Source organism: Methylocystis silviterrae (assembly GCF_013350005.1).
In the GTDB taxonomy this organism is placed as follows: Bacteria; Pseudomonadota; Alphaproteobacteria; order Rhizobiales; family Beijerinckiaceae; genus Methylocystis; species Methylocystis silviterrae.
The window spans coordinates 94,242-119,069 of record NZ_JABVWW010000002.1; the positions used below are offsets into that span (position 1 = coordinate 94,242).

Consider the following 24,828-nt stretch of genomic DNA (forward strand, 5'->3'; position numbering starts at 1 on the left):
GGCGTGGCAGTCTAGCCCGCTTGTCCTAATTGAAGCTTTGCGGTTTTTGCCAGGAGCGCGTTCGATGTTTCCTATTCCGCAATGCGTCTTTCTCACGCGCGGCGTCGGCGTTCACCGCCATCGTCTGACGGCGTTCGAATATGCGCTGCGCGACGCTGACATCGAACAGCAGAATCTCGTGGCGGTGTCGTCCATTGTGCCGGCGGGATGCGAAGTCGTTCCGGTGGAGCGGGGCGTCGCGACGCTTCAGCCTGGCGAAATCACTTTTACGGTGCTTGCGCGCGCTGAGACCGACGAGCCCGGACGGCGCATCACGGCAAGCATCGGCCTCGCGCGGCCAAGGGAGCCGACGCTCTACGGCTATATTTCGGAACATCACGGCTATGGCATGACGGAGCGCGAGAGCGGCGATCATGCGGAAGATCTCGCGGCGACGATGCTCGCTTCGACGCTCGGGATCGAATTCGATCCGGACGCCGCCTGGAACGAGCGCAAGAAGGTCTATGAAACAAGCGAACTGATCGTCGAGAGCCTGTCTTTGACCGCGGCGGCCGAAGGCGCTCCGAACGGCGATTGGACCTGCGCGGTCGCCGCGGCGGTGTTCCGTTTCGTCAAACTCGACGGTTTGCCATGAGCGGCACGCCGACATTCGCCGCTCCGCCAACCTTCCTCGGCGTCGTCCCGCGCGCTGACGCGGCTGTTGTCGTCGCCGGCGTCCCTTTCGACATCGGCACGACCAACCGCAGCGGCGCGCGCTTCGGGCCATCGGCGATTCGTCACGCGAGTCGTATGTTGATCGACGGCGAGCACCCCGCGCACTGGACGTCCCCCGTTGATCTGCCGCTCGCCGACGTTGGAGATTTCGCCATCGCGCTGGGCGACATCACCGCAAGTCTCAGGCTCATCGAAGAGCAGGCCTCAGCCTACGCACATCTTGTGACGCTTGGCGGCGATCATGGAATCACGCTGCCTCTCTTGCGCGCCTGCGCGAGAAAGCGCGGACCGCTGGCGCTGATTCATTTCGACGCCCACGTCGATACTTGGCCCGATAATTTCGGCCAGCCCTATGCGCATGGCTCGATGTTCTATCACGCGATCAACGAAGGCGTCGTCGATGCGCGCCGCATGATTCAGATCGGCATTCGCTCGCCGGTGCAACGCGAAGTCTACGACTGGACTGTTGGGCAAGGCGTCACGATCGTCGCCGCGCAGGAGGCGCATGAAATTGGGCCAGCGGCGATCGCCTCGCGGATCGTCGAAGTCGTCGGCGACGCGCCCGTCTATTTGACGTTCGACGTCGACGCGCTTGATCCGGCCTTTGCCCCCGGGACCGGCACGCCGGAAATCGGCGGTCTGGCCACTTGGCAGGCGCAGTCGATCATCCGCAAGCTCGCCGGTCTGAACTTCGTCGGGATGGACGTCGTCGAGGTGGCGCCGGCCTATGACGTTTCCGAAATCACCGCGCTCGCCGGCGCGACGATGGCCTGGGAATACCTCTCCCTGCTGGCGGCCTCTGCCGATACACCCCGGTCCGCCTTGCGCTCTCCTTAGCTCCTTCGCCAGCGTCAATGCGGCTCTTGCCAAGGGCCGGCCTTCGGCAGCACTCTTCCCCGAACAGCCGCGATGCGGCGGGGCCGCTTCGAAGCGGATCGAGGCGTGCAAGGCTAGGGAGGAGGGCGGCATGTCCAGTGCGGAGCGGCGGGGGCGAGAGGTGGTCGGCGTTTTCTCGGACGGCTATGTGCTCGAGAGCGCTGTCGAGGAATTGTTGAATTCGGGGTTCGATCTCGGCGACATCAGCCTGCTTGCGGGCGAAAAGGCGATCGTCGGCAAGCTCGGCCATAAATATGAAAAGGTCGAAGCCGCCGAAGACGACGGCGCCGCCCCCCGCGTGGCCTACGCGCCGAGGGAGTCTTTGAGCAAGAAAGAGGGCGCGATCATTGGCGGTCTTGTCTATGTCGGCGCCACTGTGGCGGCCGGCGCGGCGCTCGCGTCAGGCGGCGCCCTCGCGATGCTTCTCGTGAGCGGCCTGATCGGCGCGGAATTTGGCGGCCTCATCGGTGGCGTGCTTGGCGAGTTCATGGAGGAGCGTCACGCGAAATATCTCCAGGAGCAACTTGACCATGGCGGCCTGTTGCTCTGGGTGCGAACGCGGAACGCCGCGCTGGAGGAAACCGCCAAGCGCGTTATCGCCAAACATTCCGGCCGCGACGTGCACGCCCATGATGTGCCTGCCGCCGCGGCGTGAATGAACATTGAGGCGGCCGCGATCAGGCCGCTTTTTTCATCAGTTCGGCTTTACGCTTCGATAGCTTGACGCCCAAGGCGTCGAGGTCGATCTCGCTCTTGCGCGCCTCGGGAAACATTTCCTGCTCTTCTTCCTGGACATGGTGCATGACATATTCGCCAAGCACCTTGACCTTTGCGTCGAACAGATGGTCCTTCGGTGACATCGATCGGATCTCGGCGATCAGCTGTTTGGCGCTTGCGTGCTCAACTTCGGCTTCGTCGAGAAGCTCGTCGTCGTCGATGCTCTTGCGTAGCGCCGGATAGAAGATTTCCTCTTCGATCTTGGCGTGAACCGTCAGCGCGGCGCAAATTTTTCGGGCGAGCTCTTCCTTCTCGGTTTCCTTATCGAGCTTTTCGTACTGTTTGAACCAGGTTTTCACCTCTCGGTGATCCTCCCTCAGGAGCTTGATGGCGTCCGCCGTTTTGGAGGCGCTGGCCGACGTCTTCGCGCCCGTTCGGTGCTTCGACCTTTTCGTGCTGCTGCCCGTGCTTGCCGTTGGCATTTTGGTTCTCCTGTTGCGCGGTTGTAACCTGGCTGTTCTGTCTGCGTGACCGCATCACGCATCCAGATCGACCGTCAGTTCTCTGGGCCAGTAACGAAGTTCGGCGCAGGCCGCGATGAACGCGGCCGCGTCCTTGACGGTCGCAAGCTGAATGCACGCTTCATCCAGCGCGTCGGCGACGCCGGCTTTCTCCAGCAGCGGCAACGCGCTCTCGGTGAAGCCGATGAACTTGCAATGCGCGAAGGCGTCGCTTGCAAAATCGCGTGCGGCGGCATCGGCGACGAGATCGGCGACGCCGGTCTCCGACGCGACGATGGCGACGGCGTCATAGAGCACCGACGGTCCACCGTCGATCTTTTGCGCGGCCGGCTGCATGGCGCCGTCGTCAAGCACCACGCCGCCGATGTGGGGCGCGACAATCTCGTAAACCGCTCCGATCTTTTCGACGGCCTCGATCAGCGCCTTCAACAGCTTCGCATCGGCGCCGTCCGTCGCGAGAATCCCGAGCTTGCGCCCCGTGAAGGATTTTGGATGCGCCAAAATGCTCAATGGGGTGGACGGGGGAAGCTCTTGCCGAGTCGGGCGCGCGGCCTTCGCCGGATCGGGCATTTCAAGCCGCAAGCCGTCAGCAACGCGCGTCGCGAGCGCAACGTCAATGTTTAAGAGATGCGAGACGACTCGGGAGCGAACGTCCGGGCGCTCGCATTTGCTCAGTTCGAATACGAGCGCATCGCCAATGTGTTTGCGCTCAATCGGCGCTTGGCTGATGAAGAATTGCCGCGCCTGGCTGTAATGATCGGCGAAGCTTTCGGAGCGACGTCTCGTCTTCGGCCCGGCCACTTCTTCCGGGAATGACGTGAAGCCGCGCTCGGGATTCTCGCGCGGACCGCCGAGCGCGCCCCAGCTGTTGGGTTCGTAATTGACGCGGCCCTTCGGGTTCTTCATCGCCATATGCCCGTCCTGTTGGAAATGCGCCATCGGGCAGCGCGGCGCATTGACGGGAAGATGGGTGAAGTTCGGGCTGCCGAGCCGCTTCAACTGTGTGTCGAGGTAGGAGAAGTTGCGGCCTTGGAGCAGCGGATCGTCGCTGAAATCGATGCCAGGAACGATGTTCTGCGTGCAGAAAGCGACTTGTTCGGTTTCCGCGAAGAAATTGTCGACCGTTCGGCCGAGCACGAGGCGCCCGACGACCTGCACCGGAATCTGCTCTTCGGGAATAATCTTGGTCGAGTCGAGAATGTCGAATTCGAATGTGTCGGCGAACGCTTCGTCAAAGAGCTGAAGGCCGAGCTCCCATTCCGGGAAATGTCCGCCCTTGATGGCGTCCCACAGATCCCGCCGATGGAAATCGGGATCGGCGCCATTGATCTTGACCGCTTCGTTCCAAAGCACCGATTGCAGACCGAGCTTCGGCTTCCAGTGAAACTTGACGAAGGTCGACTTGCCATCTGCGTTGACGAAACGGAAGGAGTGAACCCCAAAACCTTCCATGAAGCGGAAGGAGCGCGGAATGGCGCGATCCGACATGATCCACATGATCATGTGAAAGCTTTCCGGCGACAGCGAAACGAAGTCCCAGAAGTTGTCATGCGCCGTTTGCGCCTGGGGAAAGCCGCGATCCGGTTCAGCCTTCGCCGCATGGATCAAATCCGGAAACTTGATCGCATCCTGAATGAAGAACACCGGGATGTTATTGCCGACGAGATCCCAATTGCCTTCCTTGGTATAGAACTTCACCGCGAAGCCTCTCACGTCGCGCGCGAGATCGGCGGATCCCTTACTTCCGGCCACGGTGGAGAATCGCACAAACACCGGCGTCTGCTCGCCAACCCGCTGGAAAAGATCGGCGTGCGTGACGTCTGCGAGCGACTTCGTGAGTTCGAAATAGCCATGCACGCCGAATCCCCGCGCGTGAACGACGCGTTCCGGGATGCGCTCGTGATCGAAGTGGAAGATTTTCTCGCGGAAATGGAAGTCTTCGATGAGGCTCGGACCGCGCGCGCCTATGCGTAGCGTGTTTTGGTCATCGGAAACCGGGATGCCCTGCTGCGTGGTGAGCGTCTCAACCGCGTCGTTGGCGGTCTGGTGCGTTTCACCGCCGTCGCCTTGCGGCTGCGCGTAGGACATCTCAGTCTCGGCTGCGACAAGATCGGGCTGCTCGGTTTGACTCCTTCCAGCGTTCGCCATGGCGGATGCGCTCGAGGACGACGGTTTGCGTTTTGACCCCATAGGAAACTCCGAAGAAGCGGCGATTGGACGCGAGCGCACGTGAGAGCGAAACCTCGGGCGATCTGACTTGTTCCCCGGGCAGGAAAAATTCTCTCTGGAAGCGCAGAGCGTCGAAGACGTTTGACACGAGGACGGGCCAGCCCATGGAAAACTCGCAAGTGTTTCCACTGCCGACGCAGCTCAAACCAAATGACGCTGAGCGGCGAGATGTGTGCCGTAAAGAACATTTGCGCAAGAAGCGCCAGCCCGTCCGGTGTGCTCGTTGGACCGCGCCAAGCGTAATCTTCGCGCGTGATCGCGCGAGAAGGATTTTAGCAATAAGGGCTGTCGCTTAAGCGCATCGGCGCCACATAGGACGGAGTGTCCGCCATCAAGCGCACGCCGACCGCCGGCTCTCGTCTGGTTACAGCAGGCGCGATCATCATGTCTCCGGTCTCAACGCGATAGCTCGCTGCCTGTGTAAGGACGAAACGCGGCGACAGAGGATGGAGAACCGGGAATGGCGCTTAGGGAGCAGATCGACGAGGAGCTCAGGGCGTTTTTGGCGGAGACCAATTTCACCGGAGCCGGCGCGCTCATAACCGACCTTGACGGAACTGCGGTGCATGAGTTTGAAGGCCGCATCGTCATTCCTGATCCGGTCGCCTGCGGCTTGAAGCGCCTCAATGATCTTGGCCGCCCCATTGTGCTGAACACGCTACGATTTCCGCTGAACGTCATCCGCACCTTCGGGCGCGAGTGGTATGCGATCACCAATGCGCCCTTGCCGCTCGTCTCGCTCAACGGCGGCGTCGTCGGCTATCTCAGAGAAGATGCGGCAGGAGACATCATCTTCGAGGAACTCGATGCTTTTCCGCTTGAGCCGCTGGAAATCGACGAGGTGCTGACCGGCGTGCGCGGGCTGCTTGAGAATGGCGTCGATGAGCTTCTTGTCTTCTACTACACGCGCGACTGGACGCTTGGCGAGACGATCTGGACGCCTGTCAGAGAGAAGATCCCCCATCTTCGCGCGAAATACGCCAGCGCGTCGTCAATCGTCTGCCTCCCGATGGATGATCTTCGCGAGTCCTTGATGGCCCAGGACATCTGCATGATGTTTCTGCTCGTCGAAGCCCCGCAGGATCGCCTGATGGCCTATCAGCACGTCAAGCGCTCGAATTTCGCGACGCGCAAGGGTGTCGACAAATTGTTCGGCGTGCGCGCCATCGCGGAGCGGCTCGGCGTCGACCTGCAGGCCTCTGTCGGCTGCGGCGACACGCAGATGGATTCATTTCTTTCCGGCGTCGGCCTTGCCGTCCATGTCGGGTCGCGCGATCTGGAATATAAAGGCCTGCTGCGGACGGTGAAGATTGAAAGCTCCCAGGAGCTTGGCGAACTGCTGTTTCGCCTTGGCGGCCTGCAGAGCGAGGCGCTGCAATGACGGCTGCGCAAGAAGCGCCAATCAATCCACGCAAGGCGCGATCCAATGCGGGCAAAATTATCGAGCATCACCTCGGGTCAAAACCAAAGCGCATCGTGGCGCGCGGCGGCGGCCTCACCAATTTCGTGTTCGAGGTCCGTCATGCGGAAGGCGATTTCATCGTCCGCATGAACACAACGCCGGACAAGCTAAAGGATTATCTTAAAGAGCAATGGGCGATCGCCAAGGCCAGCGAGGCTGGCGTGCCGACCGCGAAAATTCTGGAGGTCGGCGCCGACATCATCGGCATGCCTTATATGGTGCTTCCGAAGGTTGAGGGGCAGGAGGCGACGCATCATCCCGAACGCCTCGCGATTCTGCGGGAGATGGGACGTCTGACCGCGCTGATCCACTCGGTGAAGACATCTGGCTTTGGCCAAACCTTCGATTGGTCGGACAATACGCTCTCGCGCAAAGAGACCTGGAAGGAGTATCTGCACGGGGAATTGAAAATTGAAGCGCGCGTCGACCTGCTCGATGCGCGGGATATGTTGGACGCCGCCCAGCTTAAACGTCTGAAATCGGTCGTTCGCGACATGGAGCGCTGGGACCCGTCGCCCGTTCTCAACCACGGCGACATGCGGCTAAAGAACGTGGTCGCCGACGCCTCGGGGGCGATCACCGCCGTGATCGACTGGGAGTGCTGCGCCTCCAACGTTGCGCCTTACTGGGATCTTTCGATGGCGCTTCATGATCTCTCGGTCGACGCCAAGCAGGAGTTTCTCATGGGCTATGGCCTGACGGAGGAGAAGATCCGCGAAATGGCGCCGATCATAAAGGCGATCAACCTCATCAATTACGCGCCCTATGTGGAGCGGGCCGCTGCGGAAAAGGACAAAGCTCGGCTTGAACAATATCGCACGCGCTTGTCTGGGGCGCTGGATCTATATTCGCTTTGACCGCATTCACCCTTTATCCAGTCGCCCTTTATAGCTCAGTGGTTGGAAAGCCTGGAACCGTGCTGGCGCGCGTAATATCCTGAGACGCCGCGACGACCGCCGGTTCGCAAAGACGTGAGAGGGAAACATGTTCGATAAATTTGTCCTCGCCTTAGTTTCAATCGCCCTCATGACGGGCTTCGCAAGCGCGGAGGAGCGAACCGCCGATGTCGTCGACAACAAAGGGAAGGGGATAGGGTCCATCGAGGTCAGACAGGGTCCGCATGGAGTCGTTCTTCGTGTCATGCTGCGGCCGGGCGCGCTCGCGCCGGGCTGGCACGGCGTCCATCTGCACGAAATTGGCGATTGCTCCGACATCGAGAAATTCATGCACTCGAAGGGTCATATAAATCCGTCAAATGCCGAGCATGGGTTCCTCAATCCCAAGGGGCCGCACCCGGCGGATCTGCCGAATGTCTATGCATATTCCGATGGCTCCGCGCAGGCGGAAATGTTCGTCGACGGCTTGTCCTTGAGCGGGGGTAAGATCAATCTCCTTGACGCAGATGGGTCGGCGGTCGTGGTGCATACGAGCCCTGACGACCACATGTCGCAGCCGATTGGCGGCGCCGGCGCGCGCGTCGCCTGCGCTGTGTTGAAGTAGCGTCGGCGCGACGCGCGTGGCGGAAGGGGTGTGCCGTCCCGGCCCGGCCCAGGTTCGTCTCACAAGATTGCGCTGGGCCGATACGCCGAACGCGCCATCAGAATTGATGGTGCAGGCCACTAGCGCCGCGCAGAATCCGGCTTGGCCATCCTGCGATGCTGTTTGGCGAGGAAGGTCGCGGGCATGGCGTGTATGAAGGTCGCGGAAATCTTGTTCCTCCATCCGCTTACGACGTGCGCCTGGCCCTGCATCATCGCGTCGAAGCCGTCGCGCGCGACGTCAGCCGCATTCGCCTTCCTGGCCTGCCCGACGCGGGTATCCAGCATGTCGGCGCGGCGAAAAAAGTCCGTCTCGGTCACGCCCGGCATAAGCAAGGAAACCGTAACGGTGGTGTCCTTCAGTTCGTTCCTCAGCGCGAAAGCGAAATTCTCGAGAAACGCTTTGGCGCCATTGTAAACGGCCTGGAAGGTTCCCGGCACCATGCCGGCGATTGAGCCAACGATGAGAATGCGCCCAGAGTTTCGGTTTCGCATGTCGCGGCCAAATTTTTGGATCGCATAGACTGTTCCGGTGATGTTGGTGTCGATGACATCACGAACCTTTTGAAAGTCTTGATCGAGGAAGGCGTTGCCCAGTCCAATGCCCGCGTTGGCGATGAGGACGTCAACGGGCCGGCCGAATTGCTGAGCTGCGTCATAAAGCCGATCGACGCCTTCGATCGTCGAAAGATCAGCTTCAATCGCGACAACCCTAGCGCCTCGCGCTGCGAGACTTGCGGCGGCGTCATATATGCGCGCCTTGTTGGATGCGATTGCGACATCAAAGTTATTGACGACGCAAACTTGCGCCAGCTCGAATCCGATGCCGACTGAAGCGCCGGTGACGACCGCAAGCGGACGGCCGTTGGAAGTATGATCCATGACGCTCTCCTTTAGGGGATACATACAACCTGTTTCTGAACTGGCTCCCCCGTCGACATCGACAATAGGCGCGCGCACTTTTCCTTTCGTTCGTTCGTCATCAAGCTTGCTCTAAGGCGACGACAAATGTCCGCATCAACGCATCGACAACGAGAGCGAGCAGGCGAACGACCTGCAGGGTGGGGCGCGCTTTCGGCGACAAATGCTCGAAGGGACAGCGCAACAAACATCGGCGATGCTCCGCTTGCCGGTATACGCGCGCGACTTAGATGCAATGACGTTGACGGCCGAAGGCGCTGGTTTTGAACTCGGGCTTACGATGATCCTACGAAAAAAATTACCTTTTCTTCTGTCGCTTATCCTAGCGTTCGCGCTTGTGCGCGCTCCCTGCCTCGCGCATGCGGCTCTGATCTCGGCTTCGCCTCAGGATGGCGCAACGGTTCCAAGCGGAGAAGTCGTCATTCAGCTTCGGTTCAATAGCCGCATCGACTCGAAGCTTTCGCGTCTCACGCTTCTCAAGGCGGCAGATCAAAGCGTCGTTCAGCCTCTCGAAACGAGCCCCGTATCAGAGGGGCTAAAAGCGAGAGCGCCGGACTTGGGGGCGGGCGCGTATACGCTCGAGTGGCAAATCCTGAGCCTTGACGGCCACCTGACGCAAGGCAGGCTGAATTTTCGCGTGGAACGCTGATTATGCAATCCTTCATCGCGTTGTACGGTTTCTTGGACCTCGTGCTGCGCGCATATCTCCTCGCAACGCAATCGATCGTCGTGGGCGGCGTAGCGTTTCTTACGTTCGTTCTGTCTCCCCTTGACGGGAGGCTAGACGTCGAGGAGGCGCCAATTGCACGACGTTGCCTTCGCATTCTTTTTTGGAGCTGCTGTGCTTCGGTCTTCGGCGAGATCGTCGCCGTGGGCGTGCTGACTGCGATGCTCGTTGGAACGTTGCAGGTGGATTTTGCGGTCGCAGCCAGCGCCGACGCCGTCGTCAGTCATTTCATCGCCATGATTCTGTCGGGCGCGCTGGCGCTTTACGCCCGCCTCGACGCCCGCAGCTTTTTCATGTGGAGGGGGGGCGCCGTTGCTTTAGCGTTGCTGCTGGTTTGTGCGCATGTGGGCGTGACGCATGCGGCGAGCCGCCCCGTCGCCTCTGCGTTGCTGGTGACGACCGAGATTGTGCATGTGCTTGCAGCGGCGATCTGGATCGGCGGCATTCCGTTCTTTTTGGTCGCGCTCGGAATGACGAAGAGCGGCGAAGCGCGGCGATTGATCGCCTCCAAATTCTCGCGCAACGCCATGGGGGCGGTGGGAGCGTTGATTATTGCCGGCCTCTTGATGATGACGCGCCACACTCCTGATCTCAGCGCATTGTATGAAACGAATTACGGAATGCTGCTCACCACCAAAATCGTGCTGCTGTTTGGCTTGCTTTGCTTTGCCGCCGCTAATCTTTCGACAACGCGCAAGCTTTGGCGGGCTTCTTCCGCTCCTATCAGAAGATTATTGCGTTTCGCTGAGGTGGAGGTGGGACTGGGCCTCGTTACGCTGTTTTGCGCCGCCGCTCTTGCGTCAGCCTCGCTCCCAATCGAAGGCGGCGCGGAGCGCACGAGTTTGTCTGAGATCACGGCTCGCTTCGCACCGCGTTGGCCGAGTTTCCATAGTCCAGCGTATGCCGAGTTGTCTGCTGCGCAATCCGTCTCCAGCGTAGCCGAACCGGGAACGTCCAGCCCACTCAGCCCGGCGGACATTGCCTGGGCGGAGATGAATCATCATTTGGCGGGAGTTTTTGTTGTCCTCGTGGGCGTTTTCGCCTTGCTTGAGCGCCATCGGCGAACTGCGCCGATGATGCGTCATTGGCCTCTGCTATTTTTATTGCTTGGCGGCGTTCTGGTGATTCGCGCGGATGAAACCGCATGGCCCCTCGGACCCATAGGGTTCTTTGAAAGTCTTCGCGACCCTCAGATCGTCCAACACAAAGTTATTACGCTCCTCATTGCGACCTTTGCGATATTCGAATGGCAGGTTCGACGAGGCCGCTTCAAGTCCGACTGGCCAGCCTTCGTCTTCCCGATAACAACCGGCGCGGCGGCAGCGTTTCTATTGACGCACTATGGACACACGGAAGGCGCAGACGAGGTTCTGATCGCGATCAGTCATACACCTATCGCCTTGCTCGGGGTTGTCTCCGCAAGTGCGCGCTGGCTGGAAATACGTTTATCGGACACCTTCGCGGGTCGAATAGGTGGTTATGTCTGGCCCGTCGCATTCATGCTATCGGGCTTCTTGCTGCTGCTCTACCGAGAACAGTGACTGGTAGCAGGATGCATCCTAAGAAGCCGACGCACCCAAAAAATACTTAAATGCAATTGTTACGCAATAAAAGTGGCGGGCCACGCCCCACGATGATGAGCACTATGCCTACGCTGTGGCGCAATGCTCAAATCCTGGAGGATCTGTGCGGGCTGAGTAGCGGCAGGTAGTCACCCTTACCGTGGTTGATCAGTTTGGTGCGCGATTCTTTCGTGCCTATTCGTCGCGATCGACACGTGACAGACGTGCATCGACGCGTTCAGTTTCTTGTTCGAACTGAGTGGCGGTTGACGCGTAATTTGGGTTGGATTTGCATAAGTCTGATGCTGGCGGAGGGTTTGGCCGCCCCGGCATGCGCAAGGCGCTCGCCGACGCCGTGGAGGCCTTCTTGAACCTATTGGACCAGATCGACGGCGACGCCGATCGTGAGGCAGACAACCCACCCGAAGACGACGCGCCCTGCGAAGACGTGGGCGACGATGAGCCAAGCCTCGGGAGTGCGGGGAGCACTGCGCTCAGCTGGTCGTACAGCCAGATCGGCTGGGCCCAGGGCGCCGACGACGACCGGGAAGACGAAAGCGAGCTGCTTGAGCCGGTCGGCGACGAAGAACCAGCGTTCGGCGCGACGACGGCGATGAACCAAGAGCACGGCTGGCGATGGTCGCCTTTCGAAAGCACCGAGGAAGGCGAGCCTTCCCTGGGCTGGACCGGCCATGGGCGCGGCCATCCCGAAATGGCGCTGCGCGGCTATGCCGACGATCGGGAGGAGGATAACGATCTCGAATGGAGTATTGGCCCGGGCGACTTGGAGTTTGATTGGACTGATTACCTCTGAGAGCTTGGACCTTCGACACATCCAACGCCACAACTCGCCAGCTTCGCATTTAACGCATTCGGCTCGCGCGGTGTGCGGCGCGCGCCTCGCGGGCTCTCAACCATCTTACGGCGAGAACCAACACACGAGGGTTGGCAAAGTTTGCCAACCCTCATTCGCCGATGACCAGGCAAAAAATACTGGCGAAGCGTCGTCTTAGAGCCGCCTTGTGCGCCTCATGAATGAACGCCCGAGAAGGCCAACGAGATAGCCGCCGATCGTGATCGCGAAATAGACGACGATCACGAAAGCCCAGCGGTCGCTCGCAGAGGCTACCCTGCGGAATGTCTCGGTCAGATAAGTGAGATCAATGAAACCGTTCGCGAAGAATCCGCTAGCGATGGCGAGCGCGGGGACTATCCACCAGGGAGCCCTGAAATAGCCGAGGAGAGCCGCGAGCAGAAAGACGATTAAACCGAAAATGTGCAAGAATTCTAGGAAAATCGCTTGGGAAAGCAAGCCGATGAATCGGATCAGCCAAAGCATCTGACGCCTCTCTGCGCAAGCTCAGACCATTGTCTTATCTGAATTCGACCGCAGCAACTATATGGTTCGCCCGCTGCGAAGCGCGGAGGTCTCGGCCGGCCGCTTAGGCGGGCTGGGCGCGTGACGCGCGCCGCTTCCATCGTGGGGTGTAGACGTTGTCTACAGTTCGGACACCTGTCGGCCACTTGGAAGGCACTGTTTCCATGGGGTGTTGACAGTGTTGCCAGTGTCAACACCATTTAGCCCATTGCACCTAGACGCCCCCGGACCCCCGCCTTACCCGTATAGGTTGTGTACAGGAAGGACCCGCTGAACGCTGCTCGCCTCGATTTCTCTTTACGCCAAGCAGGCAAACGATGAAGAGTTGATGCGCCCAGCGACGCGCATTCGCGACCGCGCCATCCGCAGATGCGGCGAGTTGCTCAAGCAGATCGAGCCAGCGAAGAACCAATATGATGCAACTGCTAGGGCCGTCACCGGCCATAGCAGCAGATACGATGCGGCGTCTCAAGCCGGGATGTCGCCACGCCAAGCGAAGCAGGCAATCCGCGTCGCCAATGTTCCAGCGGAAGAATTCGAGCGCCTGGCGTGAGGCTGAAAAAAAGCCCGCGGCTTTCACGGCCGTGCGAGTGGCTAACGATCGTCTCTGTGAGAGGCGCCGCCCCGCCAATTATTGCTGCCCGCCGATTTCTTGCCAATAAGGCCGAGCGCTATAATGCTGATGCACGCGCGTCTCCCACTCACGATCCATCCAGCTTTCGTCGGTGTAGTCCGGCGCGCTCTCGACCAAGTCCTGACTCACATCCGTCACGTATCCTCGACGGTCCCTGTCGTATTTCAGCGATGTCCAAGGCAATGGATGATGACCCGGATGCAGGCACATGAAGCCGCAGAAGTTGACGACCGCGTAAAGAACTCGGCCCGACACCATATCGATCATGAGATGGTCGATTTTGCCGATTTCTTTACCGCCCGTATCGTAAACGGCCGTGCTATCGATATGCTGGCTCGAGATCAAGTTGGTTTTCCGATTTGCGGCTGCAGTAGCCATTTGCACTCTCCCTTGCGTTTGGCCGCCACCCGCCGCCTTCCAGCAACATCCCCTGCTCAGCTCTTGTTGGGAGTGGGTTGGACGTCTCGCATCAAGGCAAAAAGCTAGCGGCGTCATTTGAACCGAGAACGCATAACACCCGTGCAATGTTCCTGGGCCGCCACCCTTGTCCAGGCTGGTCCACCGATCTGTTCAAGGTCGCCGAGGCGACGCCGGCCAGATAGCGCCGAGGCAAGCGTGGCAGGCCGAGCGCCGCAAGGACCAATACGATGACCGAAGCTGAGAAGCTAATACGAGGAATAGAATCGCTGCGGGAGACTATCCGGCGCGAGTGGTTCAACATCAGGCTGGATACTCTGACGCATGACGACCGAGTCGTCATTCGAGAGCATATCGAACGCTGCCACGCCGATCTGAAAATCCTGCTGGATCGGCTTTGGAATTTGGATGACGGAAATTCAAACTAGCCACCTTATTGTCGGTTCAATTCGGCTCATAGCGCCTTAATTGACCAAAGGCGTCTGCAATCAGGCTTCAATCCGAGGGCGAGACCTGAGAAAAACGTGGAAGGAGCCAGTATGCATCAGGATTTGATCGACGAGGCCTTTCGAGCCGCCAATCGAATGGCCGCCGATCGCGGGATAAGCCTCGACGGAACTGCGCTGATGCGGGCTGTGCTTGCTGTCGCCGGGGAAGGCGAGGGGCAGAACGAGCCTGAGGAAATTGCCGAGGACGCCATGGAGCTATTGGGCAAGGATAGCGGGGCCCTCATCCTCTCGGCGAGGCCGCAGACCATTCTAGCGCCTCACACGCTGGGGTGAAACGATGATCTTGAAGCATGACGGATATTTCGCTCTGGTCAGCTATGATGAGGGCGACGAATTGATGCACGGCAGCGTCGTGAGCGCTCGCGTCGTTCTGCATTCGCCGGCCGCGACATCGACGAATTGAAAGCCGCTTTCGCCGACACGGATCGCCGACTACCGGGGATGGCGCCGGGAGCGTGGCGTCGAGCCGGTGAGGGCGAGTTGGGGCCGATGAAAACGACGATCACAAGCGCAGAGCGGCAAAGTTGCCCCTATGCAAGCTGAAGCGCCGTCCAAATGTAATACTCAGTGTCATACCATTGCCGGGTAAAATATTATTATCAAAGCAATTCAATGACTTATCAGTGTTTATTGGCGGAAGGGGTGGGATTCGAACCCACGGTGGAGTCGCCCCCACGCCGGTTTTCAAGACCGGTGCCTTAAACCACTCGGCCACCCTTCCACGTCGGTCGTGATATAGCACGCGTCGTCTTTTTCGCGACCCGGATTTGCGCGTGCCGCTCTACTTCGCCTATGGCTCCAACATGGACGCCGCCGCCATGGCGGGTCGCTGTCCACGGTCCCGGCTGCTCGGGCGGGGACGGCTTGCCGGCTTCAGGACGATTTTGATGCCTTCAGGCTTTGTCAGCGTCGCGCCGGACCGCCGCATGAGCGTTCACGGCGTGCTGTGGGACGTCGCGGTCGGCGACGTCGCCGCGCTCGATCACTACGAAGATGTCGCCCGTGGCCTTTACGCCAAGAACAATTTGCCGATTCTGCGCGAACCGGTCGGTTCGGTCCTGGCGCTGACCTATGTCGGCGCGCGGCCAGATCTTGGCGCGGCGCCCCGCGGCTATTTCGAGGGGGTCGTCGCCGCGGCGCGCGCGCAAGCGCTGCCCGGCCCGTATGTCGACTATCTATCGAGCTTGCTTTCCGCTCAGCAATCAGGGCGACGATCATGAATGCAAAAACGCCGATCGTCGGCGCCGTCGACGAACTGCGCCGCTATGTGCGCGCGCGCCGCGCCGCCGGCGAGCGCATCGGCCTTGTGCCGACGATGGGCGCGCTCCACGCCGGGCATCTGTCGCTCGTGGACGCGGCGCGGCAGGCGGCGGACCGCGTCATCGTCACGATTTTTGTCAATCCGGCGCAGTTCGGCCCGAATGAAGATTTCGCCCGCTATCCGCGCACGCTTGCGGCGGATGTCGAGAAGCTTTGCAGCGTCGCGGCGGATCTCGTCTTCGCGCCGTCGGTCGACGAGATTTATCCCCCAGGCTTTTCGACGAAAGTCGTGCTCGAGGGGCCGGCGACCGCCGACCTCGAAGACCGATTTCGGCCGACGCATTTTTCCGGCGTGGCGACGGTGGTGACGAAGCTGCTCAATCAGGCGCAGGCCGACGTCGCGGTCTTCGGCGAGAAGGATTACCAGCAGCTCCTGGTGATCAAGCGTCTCGCGCGCGATCTCGACATCGCGACCGAAATTGTCGGCGCGCCGACTCTGCGCGAGGCCGACGGCCTCGCCATGTCGTCGCGCAACGTCTATCTCTCCCGCGAGGACCGCCAGCGCGCAAAGCAATTGCACGGCGAAATGAGCGAAGCGGCCCGGCAAATCCTAAAGGGCGAGAACATCGGCGCTGCGACGGGCGCGGCGCGGGACGCCCTTACCGCTGCCGGATTCGAGGTCGACTATCTCGAAGCGCGGCATGCCGAGACGCTCGCCCCGGTCTCCTCTCTCGCGGATGGTCCCATTCGTCTGCTCGTCGCGGCGAAGCTCGGCGCGACGCGGCTCATCGACAATATCGCGGTTCAATCATGAGCGATCGGGAGACCATACGCCTTTTCATCGAAGGCCGGGTGCAGGGCGTCGGTTACCGCGCCTTTCTCGTCCGCGAGGCGCTCGCGCTCGATCTCACCGGCTGGGCGCGCAACCGGCGCGACGGCGCGGTCGAGTCGGTCGTCTCGGGGCCGCGCCCGGCGCTCGACGCGCTGATCGCTGCGGCGCGCCGGGGTCCACGGCTCGCGCGAGTCGACGCGCTGCGCGAGGAGCCGGCGGATGAAGCCGCGCTCGTCGTGTTTTGCGGCGCGGGATTTTCCGTCGCGCCTGACGCCTGAGCTGGAGATGAGAAGATGACGAACGGCCATCGCTTTGTTCTCGCCGGAGTCATGGGCTGGCCGATCGCGCATTCGCGCTCGCCGAAAATCCATAATCACTGGTTCGCGCAATATGGGATCGAGGGCTGCTACGCGCCGCTGCCGGTCGAGCCCGGCCGGCTGGAGGCGGCGTTGCGCGCCATGCCGGCGCTCGGCTTCGCCGGCTGCAATCTCACGATTCCGCATAAGGAGGCGGCGCTCCGTTTTCTCGATCATGTCGATGACTCGGCGGCGCGGATCGGGGCGGTCAACTGTATCGTCGTCGAAAAGAATGGCGCTTTGACCGGCCGCAATTACGACGGTTACGGTTTCATCGCGTCGCTTTATGAGGCGGCGCGCGCTTGGCGCCCTGAGAGCGCGCCCTGCGTCATCATCGGCGCCGGCGGCGGAGCGCGCGCGATCGTCCACGGCTTGCTTGAGGCGGGCGCGCGCGAGATTCGTCTGTTCAACCGCACACTGGCGCGCGCGGAAATTCTCGCCGCCGACTTTGGCCCGCGCGTGTCGGCCCTGCGCTGGGAAGAACGCGAGGCGGGGCTCGCCGGAGCGGGGCTTCTCGTCAATGCGACGAGCCAGGGCATGGTCGGCCAGCCGCCGCTGGATCTGTCGCTCGCGGCATTGCCGAAATCGGCGCTCGTCGCCGATATTGTTTATGCGCCGCTGGAGACGCGATTATTGGCGGCTGCCCGCAAACATGGCGCGACTCCCGTCGATGGGCTCGGCATGCTGTTGCATCAGGCGCGCCCGGCGTTCCGCGACTGGACCGGCGTGATGCCGGACGTGACGCCGGCGCTGCGCGCCAAGATCGTCGCAACGCTGTAAAAGATCGTCGCAACGCTATAAAGAAAGAGCGCCGCGACATCGCCCGCGGCGCTCTTCTTACATCAACTCAATTTTTGCGTTACGCCGCGCGCGCGCCGTAGATCGGCGCGATGGAAAAGTTCAGCAGACGTTGCGCGAGCGTCATCAATTCGGTCGACTGCCGCAGCAGCGCGTCAATCCGTTCGCTCACGAAACGCGACTGAAGAGTCGTCGCCTCGTCGATCGTCTTGGCGTTGGCGAGCCGCTCGGCGAAGTCGAGGAACGCAGTGGCGTTTTCCGCCCAGAGATCGATGGACTTCTGCTGCCAGAGGGCAGGGTCGAATCCTTCGGCCTCGCTTTCGGCGGGCTTTGGCGGTTCGGAGATCGCGAGGGCTGTAGACGGAGCCGCCACGACCACCGGCGTCTGCGTTTCAACAGGGGCGGGCGCCGGCTCTGCGCTGACAGCTTCGCTCACCGTCGGAGCCGTCTCAGTCCCCGGAACGCTGGGGGCCGGACGTTTCGTTTCGGGGACCTTTGGCTTGGGGGAAACGTTCTGCGGATTGGCCATTGAGCTTCTCCCCGTTAGGACTTCGTCGTCGTGCGCTGAAGGCTCGCGCCAAGCTCCGTAGTCTGCTCCTGGATCGCTCGCAGCTGCGCCTGCACGAACTCCGACTGAAGCTTGAAGACTTCCTGCGGGTCCTTGGCGTGGACGAGCTTCTGGGCCAGATCGAAGGCCGCGTTGACATTGGCCTCCGCAAAAGACAGGGCCTTGGCGCTAACGTCCTTGGCGCTCGGCAGCCCGAACGGCATGTCCGCCGAAGTGTCCAGCGCCTTCTGCGCGGCTCCGGCGAAACCTTCAAAGGCCTTGCGCGCCTGTTCGACGCTCTTCTCCGCAAAATCGCGGACTTCAGTGGGAATTTGATAGACAGCTTCGACCATGGCGCACCTCCGTGCGGTGAAAATCAAACAAGCCCCGCGCTAAACCATATGTAACCCGCGCCGCGCCCGGCCCCAACGACGATCCGGCGCTCAGTCATACTGCCCGATTTGATGTTGCAATGCAACAAATTTGTGCGCCGCAGCAGATCGAGGGCGGAAGCGCCGATCGGGGACGGAAGTGCTGGAAGCGTAGAAATACTAAGAAAAGCGCGCGACAATCATAGACCTTGCGCGCGGCGGCGACTAATTTGCTTTCATCCGTTAGCGTCGAGCCGACGAGACGCCTGGGAAGCGCGCGGCGAGCGAGACCGTCGGTTGAGGCGGTAGGCAATGGGCGGTTCGCAGCAGGACCTTGAGGAAGACGCGCGAGCAGCCGCTTGCGTGGCGGTGGATCCTGTTTTTTCCGCGCTCGACGCCTCCGGCGCGCCGATTATCGCTGCCAGCGGCGATCCCCTGCGCATTGCGTTTCTGAACGATCCGGCGCGCGCCGTCTTTGGCGAAGACGCCGGCGGGCTCGCCGAGCGGCTGTTTCTCGGCGACGATCCAGGCCCACGACGGCTGGCCGAGCTTGTCGGCGAACTGCGCCGCCGCCCAGGTCTTCGTCTTGAGCGGCTACGCTTTCGTGTTTCCGGGCAGGCGCAATCGGTCACCTTTCTCTGCCGCAGCCTCGCAGCGGAAAGCGGCGACTGTTTCGTTATCGCGGCGCTTGGCGTGCGCGCAGATTCGCCAGCTCAGGACCGGCGCGCGGCCGACGCTGCGGTTGAAGCGCGGGTCAGCGACGCGACGGCCGCCCTCCGCCGCAGGCTTGCGGCGCGACACGGCGCTCGTTCGCCGCGCTTTTTATGGAAGACCGACGCGGCAGGACGGTTCACCGACGTGACCCACACGCTCGCCGACGTGGTGGGCGAAAAGGCCGCCGACATCCTCGGCCGCTCAGTGCAGGATGCGACGCAGGCCCTTACGCTCGACGCCGCATTTGCCCGCGCCGTCGCCTCGCGCCGCGCGTGGAGCGGCGTCGAGGTCGAGTGGCCCTTGGAAGGCGATGCCGGATGTGTGCCGACGACGCTCGGCGCTCTGCAGATGACCGATTCCGCGGGGCGGTTTCTCGGCTATCAGGGCTATGGCGTGTTGCACATTGATCGCGGGCGAGTCGCCGAACCCGCAGCGGCGACGCGTTCCGGTTCGAGTTCTGAAGAGAAATCCTTCGAGCCGTCGCTCGACAATGTCGTGATGCTGCGCGCGCCGGCTTCGGCGCGCGTCGATGTGAGAGAGGCGCTCAGTTCGAGCGAACGCCTGGCGTTTGACGAAATCGCGCGGGCGCTCACGGAAGGCGATCTCGTCATCCCCGCAGCGGAGGCCGCCGCGCCGTCGGAGCCCGAGCCTGACGAGCAAGCGGCGCCGACACGTCGCAATCTCGAATTCATCGAGCCGGGCCCGGAGCAAAGCGCCCTGGCGCTCGCTCGCGCGCTCGAAGAAAAGCTTGCGCGGGCGAAGTCCGAGAACGCGCTGCTTGGCGCGGCTTTCGACCTCTCGCGCGCGCCGCTTGCGATCGTGGCGGCCGACGGGATGATCGTGAGAGCCAACGCGCAATTCGCGGCTTGCTTCGGGACGGAGGCGCCTGCGCTTGAGAGCCGCAACCTGACGTCATTTCTCAGTCCATCCGACGCGCAAATCCTCAGTCGGCGTTTTTCTGACGACCAGCCGCATGCTCACGCGCGAGTGTCGCTGACGACAGCGCCGCTGCGCGGGGGCGTCCCCGTCGATCTCATCCTGCGCCGGGTCTCCGTCGATGGAAAGCAGATGATGTTGGTTTCCGCCGAGCCTCGGGAGGCCGCATCCGCGGATGACCGCGCGCTTGAAGCGGCGCGTTTTGCCGCCGAAAGCGCCAATGCGGCGAAGTCCGATTTCCTGACCCGCGTATCGCATGAGATTCGCACCCCGTTGAACGCGATCATGGGCTTTGCGGAAGTGATGATGGAGGAGCGTCTCGGGCCGATCGGCTCTCCTCGCTACAAGGAATATTTGAAAGACATCCGCGCTTCCGGCGCGCATGTCTTATCCCTCGTCAACGATCTTTTGGATCTCTCGAAGATCGAAGCTGGCAAGATGGAGCTTTCCTTCTCGCGCGTTGACGCCAATGCAGCCATCGCCGAATGCGCTTCGATCATGCAGGCCCAGGCCAATCAGGGTCGCGTCGTCATGCGTCTCGCGCTTGCGGCGGGCCTGCCGCCGCTGCGCGCCGATGCGCGCTCGCTCAAACAGATTCTTCTCAATCTTCTGTCGAATGCGGTGAAGTTCAACGAGCCTGGTGGTCAGGTCATCGTGTCAAGCGCGCTGAACGACGCCGGCTCTGTCGTCATCCGCGTCAAAGACACTGGGGTCGGCATGTCGGAGGAGGATGTCGCAACCGCCTTGGAGCCGTTCCGGCAGGTCGGCGCTTCGCGTAAGGCGAGCGGAACGGGGCTTGGACTGCCGCTGACAAAGGCCTTGATCGAGGCGAATCACGCCTCATTCAGCATTAAGAGCCGTCACAATGAGGGCACGCTGATCGAAATCGCGTTTCCGTCGCCGCAAGCGCTCGCGGCGGAGTAGTCCGAAAGTCGATGGAAGAGGGGGTCGGAGGAAACGAGCTGAACCGGAGCAGCTCAGTCCGTTGGCGCAATAACGCCGGCGCTTACGCCAGGCCGCTGCCCGCCAACGGACCGTATAGGACGTAAAACGCCCTGATTTCTTGAGCTTACTTGCCGATCCGCATCGCGACGAGAGCGCCGCCGACAACGATAGCAAGCATAAGTCCCGGGATAAGATACTGCATTTTTATTTCCTCCCACGTTGCGCCAGCCAGTGGCTATTTTTTCCGGCTTCGCCGCGATACAGCTTCACCAAAGGGCACAGTCTTTGTCAAGCGCCGCCTTGCTCTATTCGTGCGGGTTGGGCCGATCTTCGCCGCGGCGGATCGCCCTTTTATAGGCCCGAAATCGAGGCGCTGAAGCCAGCAGGCGCGTCGAGGGCGGGCGCAGCGTGAGCATGGTTCGGATTGCCCGCGTGGCGCGGTTGCGCCAATCTCGCGGCCCCTCTTCAACGGCGACTCGCATTTCTCATGACTTCCGCCTCTCGCGCCATCGATCTTAACGCCGACCTCGGGGAAGGTTTCGGCCATTGGCGCATGGGCGACGACGACGCCATGCTCGACATCGTGACGAGCGCCAATGTCGCTTGCGGCTTCCACGCCGGCGACCCCGACATCATGGCGACGACATTTGCGCACGCCAAAGAAAAGGGAGTCGCCGTCGGCGCCCACGTCGCCTTTCCGGACCTCGCAGGTTTCGGGCGGCGCACTTTGCCGATGAGCGCGCGGGAGATCGAGCGCGCGGTCGCCTATCAGCTCGGCGCGGCGCAGGCGCTCGCGGCTTTGAGCGGACATCGGATCACCCATGTGAAGGCGCATGGCGCGCTCGCCAATATCGCCGAGCGCGACGCCGACGTCGCGAACGCCATCGCCCGCACGGTCCGCGGCGTCGATTCGTCGCTCGCGCTGCTCGCGATTGCGCTCTCCGAGCAAACGCTCGCCGGCGCGCGCGCGGGGCTGCGCGTCGTGAATGAAATTTTCGCCGACCGCGCCTATATGGACGACGGACGCCTGCAGCCGAGATCGCAAGAAGGCGCGGTTATCGAGGATATCGAACGAGCCAGCGCCCGCGTGCGCGACATGCTCGCCAGCGGCGGTCTGAGAACCATTAGCGGCGGACTCTTGCCGACGCAGATCGACTCGGTCTGCGTCCACGGCGATTCGCCGCTTGCGGTTGAAATGGCCCGGAGCCTGCGCGCGGCGCTCGAAGGCGACGGCTGGAAGCTGCGCGCCTTCGCAGGAGCATGATCGCGATGGACGATGAGACGCCGCGCTTTCTCGACTGCGGCGAGGCGGCGCTCTCAGTGGAATTTGGCGACAGCGTCGATCCCGCCGTCAATGCGCGCGTGCTGGCCCTCGACGAGCGTCTTCGCGCCGCGTCGCTGGCCGGCCTGCGCGAAACGACGCCCACCTACCGCGCGCTGTTCCTGCGCTACGAGCCGCTTGAAATTTCGCGCGCCGCGCTCATTGCGGCGATCGAAGCTCTGGTCGGGCCTGCGGGCGTTGAGGCGTCGCAGCCGGCCGTGCGCTGGACCATTCCCTGCTGCTATGATCCAGAGTTTGCTGAGGATATTGGCGAAGCCGCCGCGCTGCTCGGGCAAACGGCGCAATCGCTGGCGAAGCTGCACGCCGGCGCCGACTATCGCGCCTACATGTATGGTTTCGCGCCGGGGTGGTGCTATCTCGGCGGGCTGCCTCAGGCGCTCGCGATCCCGCGGCGCGTCAGCCCGCGCGGTCCGACGCCGCCGGGCGCCACGCTGATCGGCGGCGCGCTCTCTCTGATCGCCGCCAATCCCATGCCGACCGGTTGGTATGTCGTCGGGCGCACGCCTGAGCGCATGTTCGCGCTGAACCGCGCCCCGCCTTTTCTCGTCGCGCCGGGCGACGCCGTGCGCTTCGAGACGATCGACGCAAAGACATTTCTGGCGCTCGACGCGCGCGCTTGCGCCGGCGAGACGGTGGCGCGCCGGGAGACGCTGCTTTGAACGCGCGGCTCTTTATCGAGGCCGCCGGACCCGGCGTCACCATTCAGGACGAGGGGCGCTTCGGACTGTCGCGTTACGGCGTGACGCCGGCGGGGCCGATGGATCTTGGCGCTTATCTCGCCGCGACGCGCGCCGCCGGCGCCGACAGCGCAATCGAAGTTTCGCTCGGGGGCGTGACGCTTCGGGCGGAAGGCGCGACGCTTTGCGTCGCCGTGGCGGGCGGAGATTTCGACATCCGGCTCGACGGGCGGCCAATGCCGCCGGCGTGCCTGCTGCCGCTTGCCGAGGGCGCACGGCTCGCGCTGCGCGCGGGCCCCTCAGGGGCCTGGTGCTATGTCGCCGTCGGCGGAACGCTCGCTTTCGCGCCGACGCTGGGTTCGCGCGCCACGCACGCCCGGTCCGGCCTCGGTCCAAAGCCGCTCGCCGCCGACGACGCCTTGACGCTCGCCGAGACGGCGGCGCCGCCGCTCGAGCCGCTGGCCTTGGCGGCGCCTTGGCTTGCCGCAAGCGACGCGCCGATCCGCCTGGTTCTCGGGCCTCAGGCGGATTATTTCGCTTGCGATGAGATCGACGCCTTTCTGAACGCACGCTGGCGCATCGGCGCCCGCAGCGATCGCATGGCCTATCGGCTCGAGGGGCCGGCGATCCGCCATCGGCGTGGACATGACATCGTCTCCGACGGCGTCGCCATGGGCGCAATCCAGATTCCCGGCGACGGCGCGCCGCTCGCGCTGATGGCGGACCGACAGCCGACCGGCGGCTATCCGAAAATCGCGACGGTGATCGGGGCGGACCTCGGCCGGCTGGCGCAATTGCGTCCCGGCGAAGACCTGTCCTTCCGCGCCGTGGACTGGGAGGAGGCGGTCGCCGCCCGCCGCGCCTATTTTGCGGCCGTCGAGGCCGGCGCGACGCGCGAGCCTCTCGGCGCCGAGATGACCACCGAGTCGCTGCTGGCGGAAAATCTCGTCGGCGGCGTTGTCAACGCGCGAGACTGATTATTCCGCTGGCTCTTTGACCTCGGTGAGGAGAGCGACCGGCTCGGCCGGCTGCGGCGCCGCCGCGGCGAGGGCCGCCTTTGCCGCCGCTTTGCGCCGCTTCCACCATTTGATCAGCATCATCCACCACGGATCGCCGACGTGCAGGTGATAGCGCAGCGGCGTCTTGATGATGGCGAGCACGAGTCCGATCGAGAACAGACACCAGACCGCCGGCCATTCATTGATGTTGCTGGTCGTCAGGCCGGCAAGAAACGGTCCGGCAAGCCAGGAGAACAGGATGAAGCGCCAGCTGCCGAAGAGCGCTGGGATGTAGAAGGCCATCAGCGGATATTCGATGTAGCCGCGGCCGAGATAGGCGTTATCGACCATGGAATTGCCAAGGCCATTCGTCGGCAGCAGCCAAGCGATGTGCCATTCGCCGCGGACCGTGCACAGCATGTCGCCGCACAGCGGGCGTCCGGCGGCGCAGTGGCCAGCCCAGGCGAAGGGATAGAGCTGGAGCAGCATGGCGATAGCCGCGACGAAGCAGCCGAAATAGGCCCAGGGCGCGATGATGCGGGCGCTGTCCTTGGGCATGAAATAGAGCGCGACGGCGTTAATGAAGAAGGGCTGGAATGTGATGTGGAGATAACCAAACATGGTCATCAATTGGTTGAGCGGCGAGTCGCACTGATTCAAGACCGAATAGGCGACCGCCTGGAGCGACTCCATGCTGGCGAAGTAGAGAAGGCAGACCCAGAGGGCGAGCGGTTCGGGGTCCTTTTTGAGCGCCGAATAGGCCGCGCCGGCGATCCCCGCCGTCGCCAACACCGCTGACGCCTCTCCACTCCAACACATTCGGACATTTCCTCATTTTTATTGTCTG

General features: G+C 62.3%; 29 protein-coding genes and 1 tRNA gene. 21 read left to right on the forward strand and 9 right to left on the reverse strand.

Translation table 11 applies throughout. The features are described 5' to 3' along the window. Window positions 1-64: 64 nt before the first annotated feature. The 3 genes from HUN39_RS02315 to HUN39_RS02325 all read left to right on the forward strand — a co-directional run bounded on the left by HUN39_RS02315 (window position 65) and on the right by HUN39_RS02325 (window position 2,245). Window positions 65-634: a pyruvoyl-dependent arginine decarboxylase gene (locus HUN39_RS02315; RefSeq protein ID WP_175092906.1), complete on the forward strand. Its 570-nt coding sequence runs from the start codon at window positions 65-67 to the stop codon at window positions 632-634. After that, on the forward strand, window positions 631-1,551 hold the full coding sequence (speB, locus tag HUN39_RS02320; protein ID WP_175092907.1) for an agmatinase: 921 nt from the start codon (window positions 631-633) through the stop codon (window positions 1,549-1,551). The genes HUN39_RS02315 and speB overlap by 4 nt, the downstream gene beginning before the upstream one ends. A 130-nt stretch (window positions 1,552-1,681) precedes the next feature. Next, on the forward strand, window positions 1,682-2,245 hold the full coding sequence (locus HUN39_RS02325) for a hypothetical protein (protein WP_175092908.1): 564 nt from the start codon (window positions 1,682-1,684) through the stop codon (window positions 2,243-2,245). A gap of 22 nt (window positions 2,246-2,267) precedes the next feature. Here the strand turns inward: HUN39_RS02325 and HUN39_RS02330 are convergent, their stop codons facing one another. Next, window positions 2,268-2,789: a hemerythrin domain-containing protein gene (locus HUN39_RS02330; RefSeq protein WP_175092909.1), complete on the reverse strand. Its 522-nt coding sequence runs from the start codon at window positions 2,787-2,789 to the stop codon at window positions 2,268-2,270. Window positions 2,790-2,843: 54 nt separating this feature from the next. Next, window positions 2,844-4,916, reverse strand: coding sequence for a catalase (gene katE / locus HUN39_RS02335; RefSeq protein WP_232365860.1), 2,073 nt, complete (start codon window positions 4,914-4,916; stop codon window positions 2,844-2,846). 601 nt (window positions 4,917-5,517) lie between these two features. On the opposite strand from katE, the gene HUN39_RS02340 reads away from it, so the two are divergent. The 3 genes from HUN39_RS02340 (at window position 5,518) to HUN39_RS02350 (ending at window position 8,019) form a co-directional block, all read left to right on the forward strand. Continuing rightward, entirely contained in the window at window positions 5,518-6,438 is a 921-nt protein-coding gene (locus HUN39_RS02340) for an HAD family phosphatase (protein WP_175092911.1), read from the forward strand. Then, window positions 6,435-7,376 (forward strand): phosphotransferase family protein, encoded by a 942-nt coding sequence (locus HUN39_RS02345; RefSeq protein WP_175092912.1) that lies wholly within the window; start codon window positions 6,435-6,437, stop codon window positions 7,374-7,376. The genes HUN39_RS02340 and HUN39_RS02345 overlap by 4 nt, the downstream gene beginning before the upstream one ends. Before the next feature lie 127 nt (window positions 7,377-7,503). Further along, window positions 7,504-8,019 (forward strand): superoxide dismutase family protein, encoded by a 516-nt coding sequence (locus HUN39_RS02350; RefSeq protein ID WP_175092913.1) that lies wholly within the window; start codon window positions 7,504-7,506, stop codon window positions 8,017-8,019. A 119-nt stretch (window positions 8,020-8,138) separates the two neighbouring features. On the opposite strand, the gene HUN39_RS02355 is transcribed toward HUN39_RS02350, so the two are convergent. After that, the gene (locus tag HUN39_RS02355) at window positions 8,139-8,939 is read right to left on the reverse strand and encodes an SDR family NAD(P)-dependent oxidoreductase (protein WP_175092914.1); all 801 of its coding nucleotides are present in this window, start codon (window positions 8,937-8,939) and stop codon (window positions 8,139-8,141) included. 319 nt (window positions 8,940-9,258) lie between these two features. Here HUN39_RS02355 and HUN39_RS02360 point away from each other — a divergent pair, with 319 nt between their 5' ends. From HUN39_RS02360 to HUN39_RS02370, 3 genes are all read left to right on the forward strand, one after another. Further along, on the forward strand, window positions 9,259-9,627 hold the full coding sequence (locus HUN39_RS02360; protein ID WP_175093131.1) for a copper resistance CopC family protein: 369 nt from the start codon (window positions 9,259-9,261) through the stop codon (window positions 9,625-9,627). Between the two features lie 221 nt (window positions 9,628-9,848). Then, window positions 9,849-11,246: a copper resistance D family protein gene (locus HUN39_RS02365; protein ID WP_332310709.1), complete on the forward strand. Its 1,398-nt coding sequence runs from the start codon at window positions 9,849-9,851 to the stop codon at window positions 11,244-11,246. A 352-nt stretch (window positions 11,247-11,598) separates the two neighbouring features. Beyond that, window positions 11,599-12,081, forward strand: coding sequence for a hypothetical protein (locus HUN39_RS02370; RefSeq protein ID WP_175092916.1), 483 nt, complete (start codon window positions 11,599-11,601; stop codon window positions 12,079-12,081). 195 nt (window positions 12,082-12,276) lie between these two features. Here HUN39_RS02370 and HUN39_RS02375 read toward each other — a convergent pair whose 3' ends face one another. Next, window positions 12,277-12,606: a hypothetical protein gene (locus HUN39_RS02375; RefSeq protein ID WP_175092917.1), complete on the reverse strand. Its 330-nt coding sequence runs from the start codon at window positions 12,604-12,606 to the stop codon at window positions 12,277-12,279. A gap of 367 nt (window positions 12,607-12,973) precedes the next feature. On the opposite strand from HUN39_RS02375, the gene HUN39_RS02380 reads away from it, so the two are divergent. Beyond that, complete coding sequence (locus HUN39_RS02380; protein WP_175092918.1) at window positions 12,974-13,198, forward strand: hypothetical protein; 225 nt, start codon at window positions 12,974-12,976, stop codon at window positions 13,196-13,198. 78 nt (window positions 13,199-13,276) lie between these two features. Here HUN39_RS02380 and HUN39_RS02385 read toward each other — a convergent pair whose 3' ends face one another. Further along, the gene (locus tag HUN39_RS02385) at window positions 13,277-13,657 is read right to left on the reverse strand and encodes a PRC-barrel domain-containing protein (RefSeq protein ID WP_175092919.1); all 381 of its coding nucleotides are present in this window, start codon (window positions 13,655-13,657) and stop codon (window positions 13,277-13,279) included. A 269-nt stretch (window positions 13,658-13,926) separates the two neighbouring features. On the opposite strand from HUN39_RS02385, the gene HUN39_RS02390 reads away from it, so the two are divergent. From HUN39_RS02390 to HUN39_RS19395, 3 genes are all read left to right on the forward strand, one after another. Continuing rightward, window positions 13,927-14,124, forward strand: a complete 198-nt coding sequence (locus HUN39_RS02390; RefSeq protein ID WP_175092920.1) for a hypothetical protein — start codon at window positions 13,927-13,929, stop codon at window positions 14,122-14,124. 111 nt (window positions 14,125-14,235) lie between these two features. Beyond that, on the forward strand, window positions 14,236-14,478 hold the full coding sequence (locus HUN39_RS02395) for a hypothetical protein (RefSeq protein WP_175092921.1): 243 nt from the start codon (window positions 14,236-14,238) through the stop codon (window positions 14,476-14,478). A 4-nt stretch (window positions 14,479-14,482) separates the two neighbouring features. Beyond that, window positions 14,483-14,608: a hypothetical protein gene (locus HUN39_RS19395; protein ID WP_269750292.1), complete on the forward strand. Its 126-nt coding sequence runs from the start codon at window positions 14,483-14,485 to the stop codon at window positions 14,606-14,608. A gap of 228 nt (window positions 14,609-14,836) precedes the next feature. Here HUN39_RS19395 and HUN39_RS02400 read toward each other — a convergent pair. Then, window positions 14,837-14,926 (reverse strand) — tRNA-Ser (locus HUN39_RS02400). A gap of 46 nt (window positions 14,927-14,972) precedes the next feature. Between HUN39_RS02400 and HUN39_RS02405 the strand changes: the two genes are divergently transcribed. Genes HUN39_RS02405 through HUN39_RS02420 form a run of 4 tightly spaced genes read left to right on the forward strand, consistent with a single transcriptional unit; the run spans window position 14,973 to window position 17,433 of the window. After that, window positions 14,973-15,425 (forward strand): gamma-glutamylcyclotransferase family protein, encoded by a 453-nt coding sequence (locus HUN39_RS02405; RefSeq protein ID WP_175092922.1) that lies wholly within the window; start codon window positions 14,973-14,975, stop codon window positions 15,423-15,425. Beyond that, window positions 15,422-16,279: a pantoate--beta-alanine ligase gene (gene panC, locus HUN39_RS02410; protein WP_175092923.1), complete on the forward strand. Its 858-nt coding sequence runs from the start codon at window positions 15,422-15,424 to the stop codon at window positions 16,277-16,279. Before HUN39_RS02405 ends, panC begins: the two co-directional genes overlap by 4 nt. Beyond that, window positions 16,276-16,575, forward strand: coding sequence for an acylphosphatase (locus HUN39_RS02415; protein ID WP_175092924.1), 300 nt, complete (start codon window positions 16,276-16,278; stop codon window positions 16,573-16,575). The genes panC and HUN39_RS02415 overlap by 4 nt, the downstream gene beginning before the upstream one ends. Window positions 16,576-16,590: 15 nt before the next feature. Continuing rightward, window positions 16,591-17,433: a shikimate dehydrogenase gene (locus HUN39_RS02420; RefSeq protein ID WP_175092925.1), complete on the forward strand. Its 843-nt coding sequence runs from the start codon at window positions 16,591-16,593 to the stop codon at window positions 17,431-17,433. Window positions 17,434-17,512: 79 nt separating this feature from the next. Here the strand turns inward: HUN39_RS02420 and HUN39_RS02425 are convergent, their stop codons facing one another. Then, the gene (locus HUN39_RS02425) at window positions 17,513-17,887 is read right to left on the reverse strand and encodes a phasin family protein (RefSeq protein ID WP_332310710.1); all 375 of its coding nucleotides are present in this window, start codon (window positions 17,885-17,887) and stop codon (window positions 17,513-17,515) included. A gap of 107 nt (window positions 17,888-17,994) precedes the next feature. Beyond that, a complete protein-coding gene (locus HUN39_RS02430) occupies window positions 17,995-18,351 on the reverse strand; it encodes a phasin (protein WP_175092927.1) in 357 nt (118 codons plus the stop codon). 330 nt (window positions 18,352-18,681) lie between these two features. Here HUN39_RS02430 and HUN39_RS02435 point away from each other — a divergent pair, with 330 nt between their 5' ends. The 4 genes from HUN39_RS02435 (at window position 18,682) to HUN39_RS02450 (ending at window position 23,960) form a co-directional block, all read left to right on the forward strand. Next, window positions 18,682-20,943, forward strand: coding sequence for a sensor histidine kinase (locus tag HUN39_RS02435; RefSeq protein WP_175092928.1), 2,262 nt, complete (start codon window positions 18,682-18,684; stop codon window positions 20,941-20,943). A gap of 508 nt (window positions 20,944-21,451) precedes the next feature. Next, entirely contained in the window at window positions 21,452-22,228 is a 777-nt protein-coding gene (locus HUN39_RS02440; protein ID WP_175092929.1) for a LamB/YcsF family protein, read from the forward strand. A 5-nt stretch (window positions 22,229-22,233) separates the two neighbouring features. Then, window positions 22,234-22,965 (forward strand): 5-oxoprolinase subunit B family protein, encoded by a 732-nt coding sequence (locus tag HUN39_RS02445; protein ID WP_175092930.1) that lies wholly within the window; start codon window positions 22,234-22,236, stop codon window positions 22,963-22,965. Continuing rightward, the gene (locus HUN39_RS02450) at window positions 22,962-23,960 is read left to right on the forward strand and encodes a 5-oxoprolinase subunit C family protein (RefSeq protein ID WP_175092931.1); all 999 of its coding nucleotides are present in this window, start codon (window positions 22,962-22,964) and stop codon (window positions 23,958-23,960) included. Before HUN39_RS02445 ends, HUN39_RS02450 begins: the two co-directional genes overlap by 4 nt. On the opposite strand, the gene HUN39_RS02455 is transcribed toward HUN39_RS02450, so the two are convergent. After that, on the reverse strand, window positions 23,961-24,800 hold the full coding sequence (locus tag HUN39_RS02455; RefSeq protein ID WP_026223206.1) for a DUF5765 domain-containing protein: 840 nt from the start codon (window positions 24,798-24,800) through the stop codon (window positions 23,961-23,963). It abuts the gene before it with no gap. Between the last annotated feature and the right edge of the window lie 28 nt (window positions 24,801-24,828).

Bases quoted from the DNA above. Each gene is read 5' to 3' on its own strand.
- HUN39_RS02445 (WP_175092930.1), top strand. From the start codon at position 22,234: ATGGACGATGAGACGCCGCGCTTTCTCGACTGCGGCGAGGCGGCGCTC.
- HUN39_RS02455 (WP_026223206.1), bottom strand. From the start codon at position 24,800: ATGTGTTGGAGTGGAGAGGCGTCAGCGGTGTTGGCGACGGCGGGGATC.
- HUN39_RS02315 (WP_175092906.1), top strand. From the start codon at position 65: ATGTTTCCTATTCCGCAATGCGTCTTTCTCACGCGCGGCGTCGGCGTT.
- HUN39_RS02380 (WP_175092918.1), top strand. From the start codon at position 12,974: ATGCGCCCAGCGACGCGCATTCGCGACCGCGCCATCCGCAGATGCGGC.
- HUN39_RS02430 (WP_175092927.1), bottom strand. From the start codon at position 18,351: ATGGTCGAAGCTGTCTATCAAATTCCCACTGAAGTCCGCGATTTTGCG.
- HUN39_RS02435 (WP_175092928.1), top strand. From the start codon at position 18,682: ATGGGCGGTTCGCAGCAGGACCTTGAGGAAGACGCGCGAGCAGCCGCT.
- HUN39_RS02370 (WP_175092916.1), top strand. From the start codon at position 11,599: ATGCGCAAGGCGCTCGCCGACGCCGTGGAGGCCTTCTTGAACCTATTG.
- HUN39_RS02360 (WP_175093131.1), top strand. From the start codon at position 9,259: ATGATCCTACGAAAAAAATTACCTTTTCTTCTGTCGCTTATCCTAGCG.
- HUN39_RS02345 (WP_175092912.1), top strand. From the start codon at position 6,435: ATGACGGCTGCGCAAGAAGCGCCAATCAATCCACGCAAGGCGCGATCC.
- speB (WP_175092907.1), top strand. From the start codon at position 631: ATGAGCGGCACGCCGACATTCGCCGCTCCGCCAACCTTCCTCGGCGTC.
- HUN39_RS02420 (WP_175092925.1), top strand. From the start codon at position 16,591: ATGACGAACGGCCATCGCTTTGTTCTCGCCGGAGTCATGGGCTGGCCG.
- HUN39_RS19395 (WP_269750292.1), top strand. From the start codon at position 14,483: ATGATCTTGAAGCATGACGGATATTTCGCTCTGGTCAGCTATGATGAG.
- HUN39_RS02440 (WP_175092929.1), top strand. From the start codon at position 21,452: ATGACTTCCGCCTCTCGCGCCATCGATCTTAACGCCGACCTCGGGGAA.
- HUN39_RS02340 (WP_175092911.1), top strand. From the start codon at position 5,518: ATGGCGCTTAGGGAGCAGATCGACGAGGAGCTCAGGGCGTTTTTGGCG.
- panC (WP_175092923.1), top strand. From the start codon at position 15,422: ATGAATGCAAAAACGCCGATCGTCGGCGCCGTCGACGAACTGCGCCGC.
- HUN39_RS02395 (WP_175092921.1), top strand. From the start codon at position 14,236: ATGCATCAGGATTTGATCGACGAGGCCTTTCGAGCCGCCAATCGAATG.
- HUN39_RS02350 (WP_175092913.1), top strand. From the start codon at position 7,504: ATGTTCGATAAATTTGTCCTCGCCTTAGTTTCAATCGCCCTCATGACG.
- HUN39_RS02415 (WP_175092924.1), top strand. From the start codon at position 16,276: ATGAGCGATCGGGAGACCATACGCCTTTTCATCGAAGGCCGGGTGCAG.
- HUN39_RS02325 (WP_175092908.1), top strand. From the start codon at position 1,682: ATGTCCAGTGCGGAGCGGCGGGGGCGAGAGGTGGTCGGCGTTTTCTCG.
- katE (WP_232365860.1), bottom strand. From the start codon at position 4,916: ATGTCCTACGCGCAGCCGCAAGGCGACGGCGGTGAAACGCACCAGACC.
- HUN39_RS02375 (WP_175092917.1), bottom strand. From the start codon at position 12,606: ATGCTTTGGCTGATCCGATTCATCGGCTTGCTTTCCCAAGCGATTTTC.
- HUN39_RS02330 (WP_175092909.1), bottom strand. From the start codon at position 2,789: ATGCCAACGGCAAGCACGGGCAGCAGCACGAAAAGGTCGAAGCACCGA.
- HUN39_RS02385 (WP_175092919.1), bottom strand. From the start codon at position 13,657: ATGGCTACTGCAGCCGCAAATCGGAAAACCAACTTGATCTCGAGCCAG.
- HUN39_RS02390 (WP_175092920.1), top strand. From the start codon at position 13,927: ATGACCGAAGCTGAGAAGCTAATACGAGGAATAGAATCGCTGCGGGAG.
- HUN39_RS02355 (WP_175092914.1), bottom strand. From the start codon at position 8,939: ATGGATCATACTTCCAACGGCCGTCCGCTTGCGGTCGTCACCGGCGCT.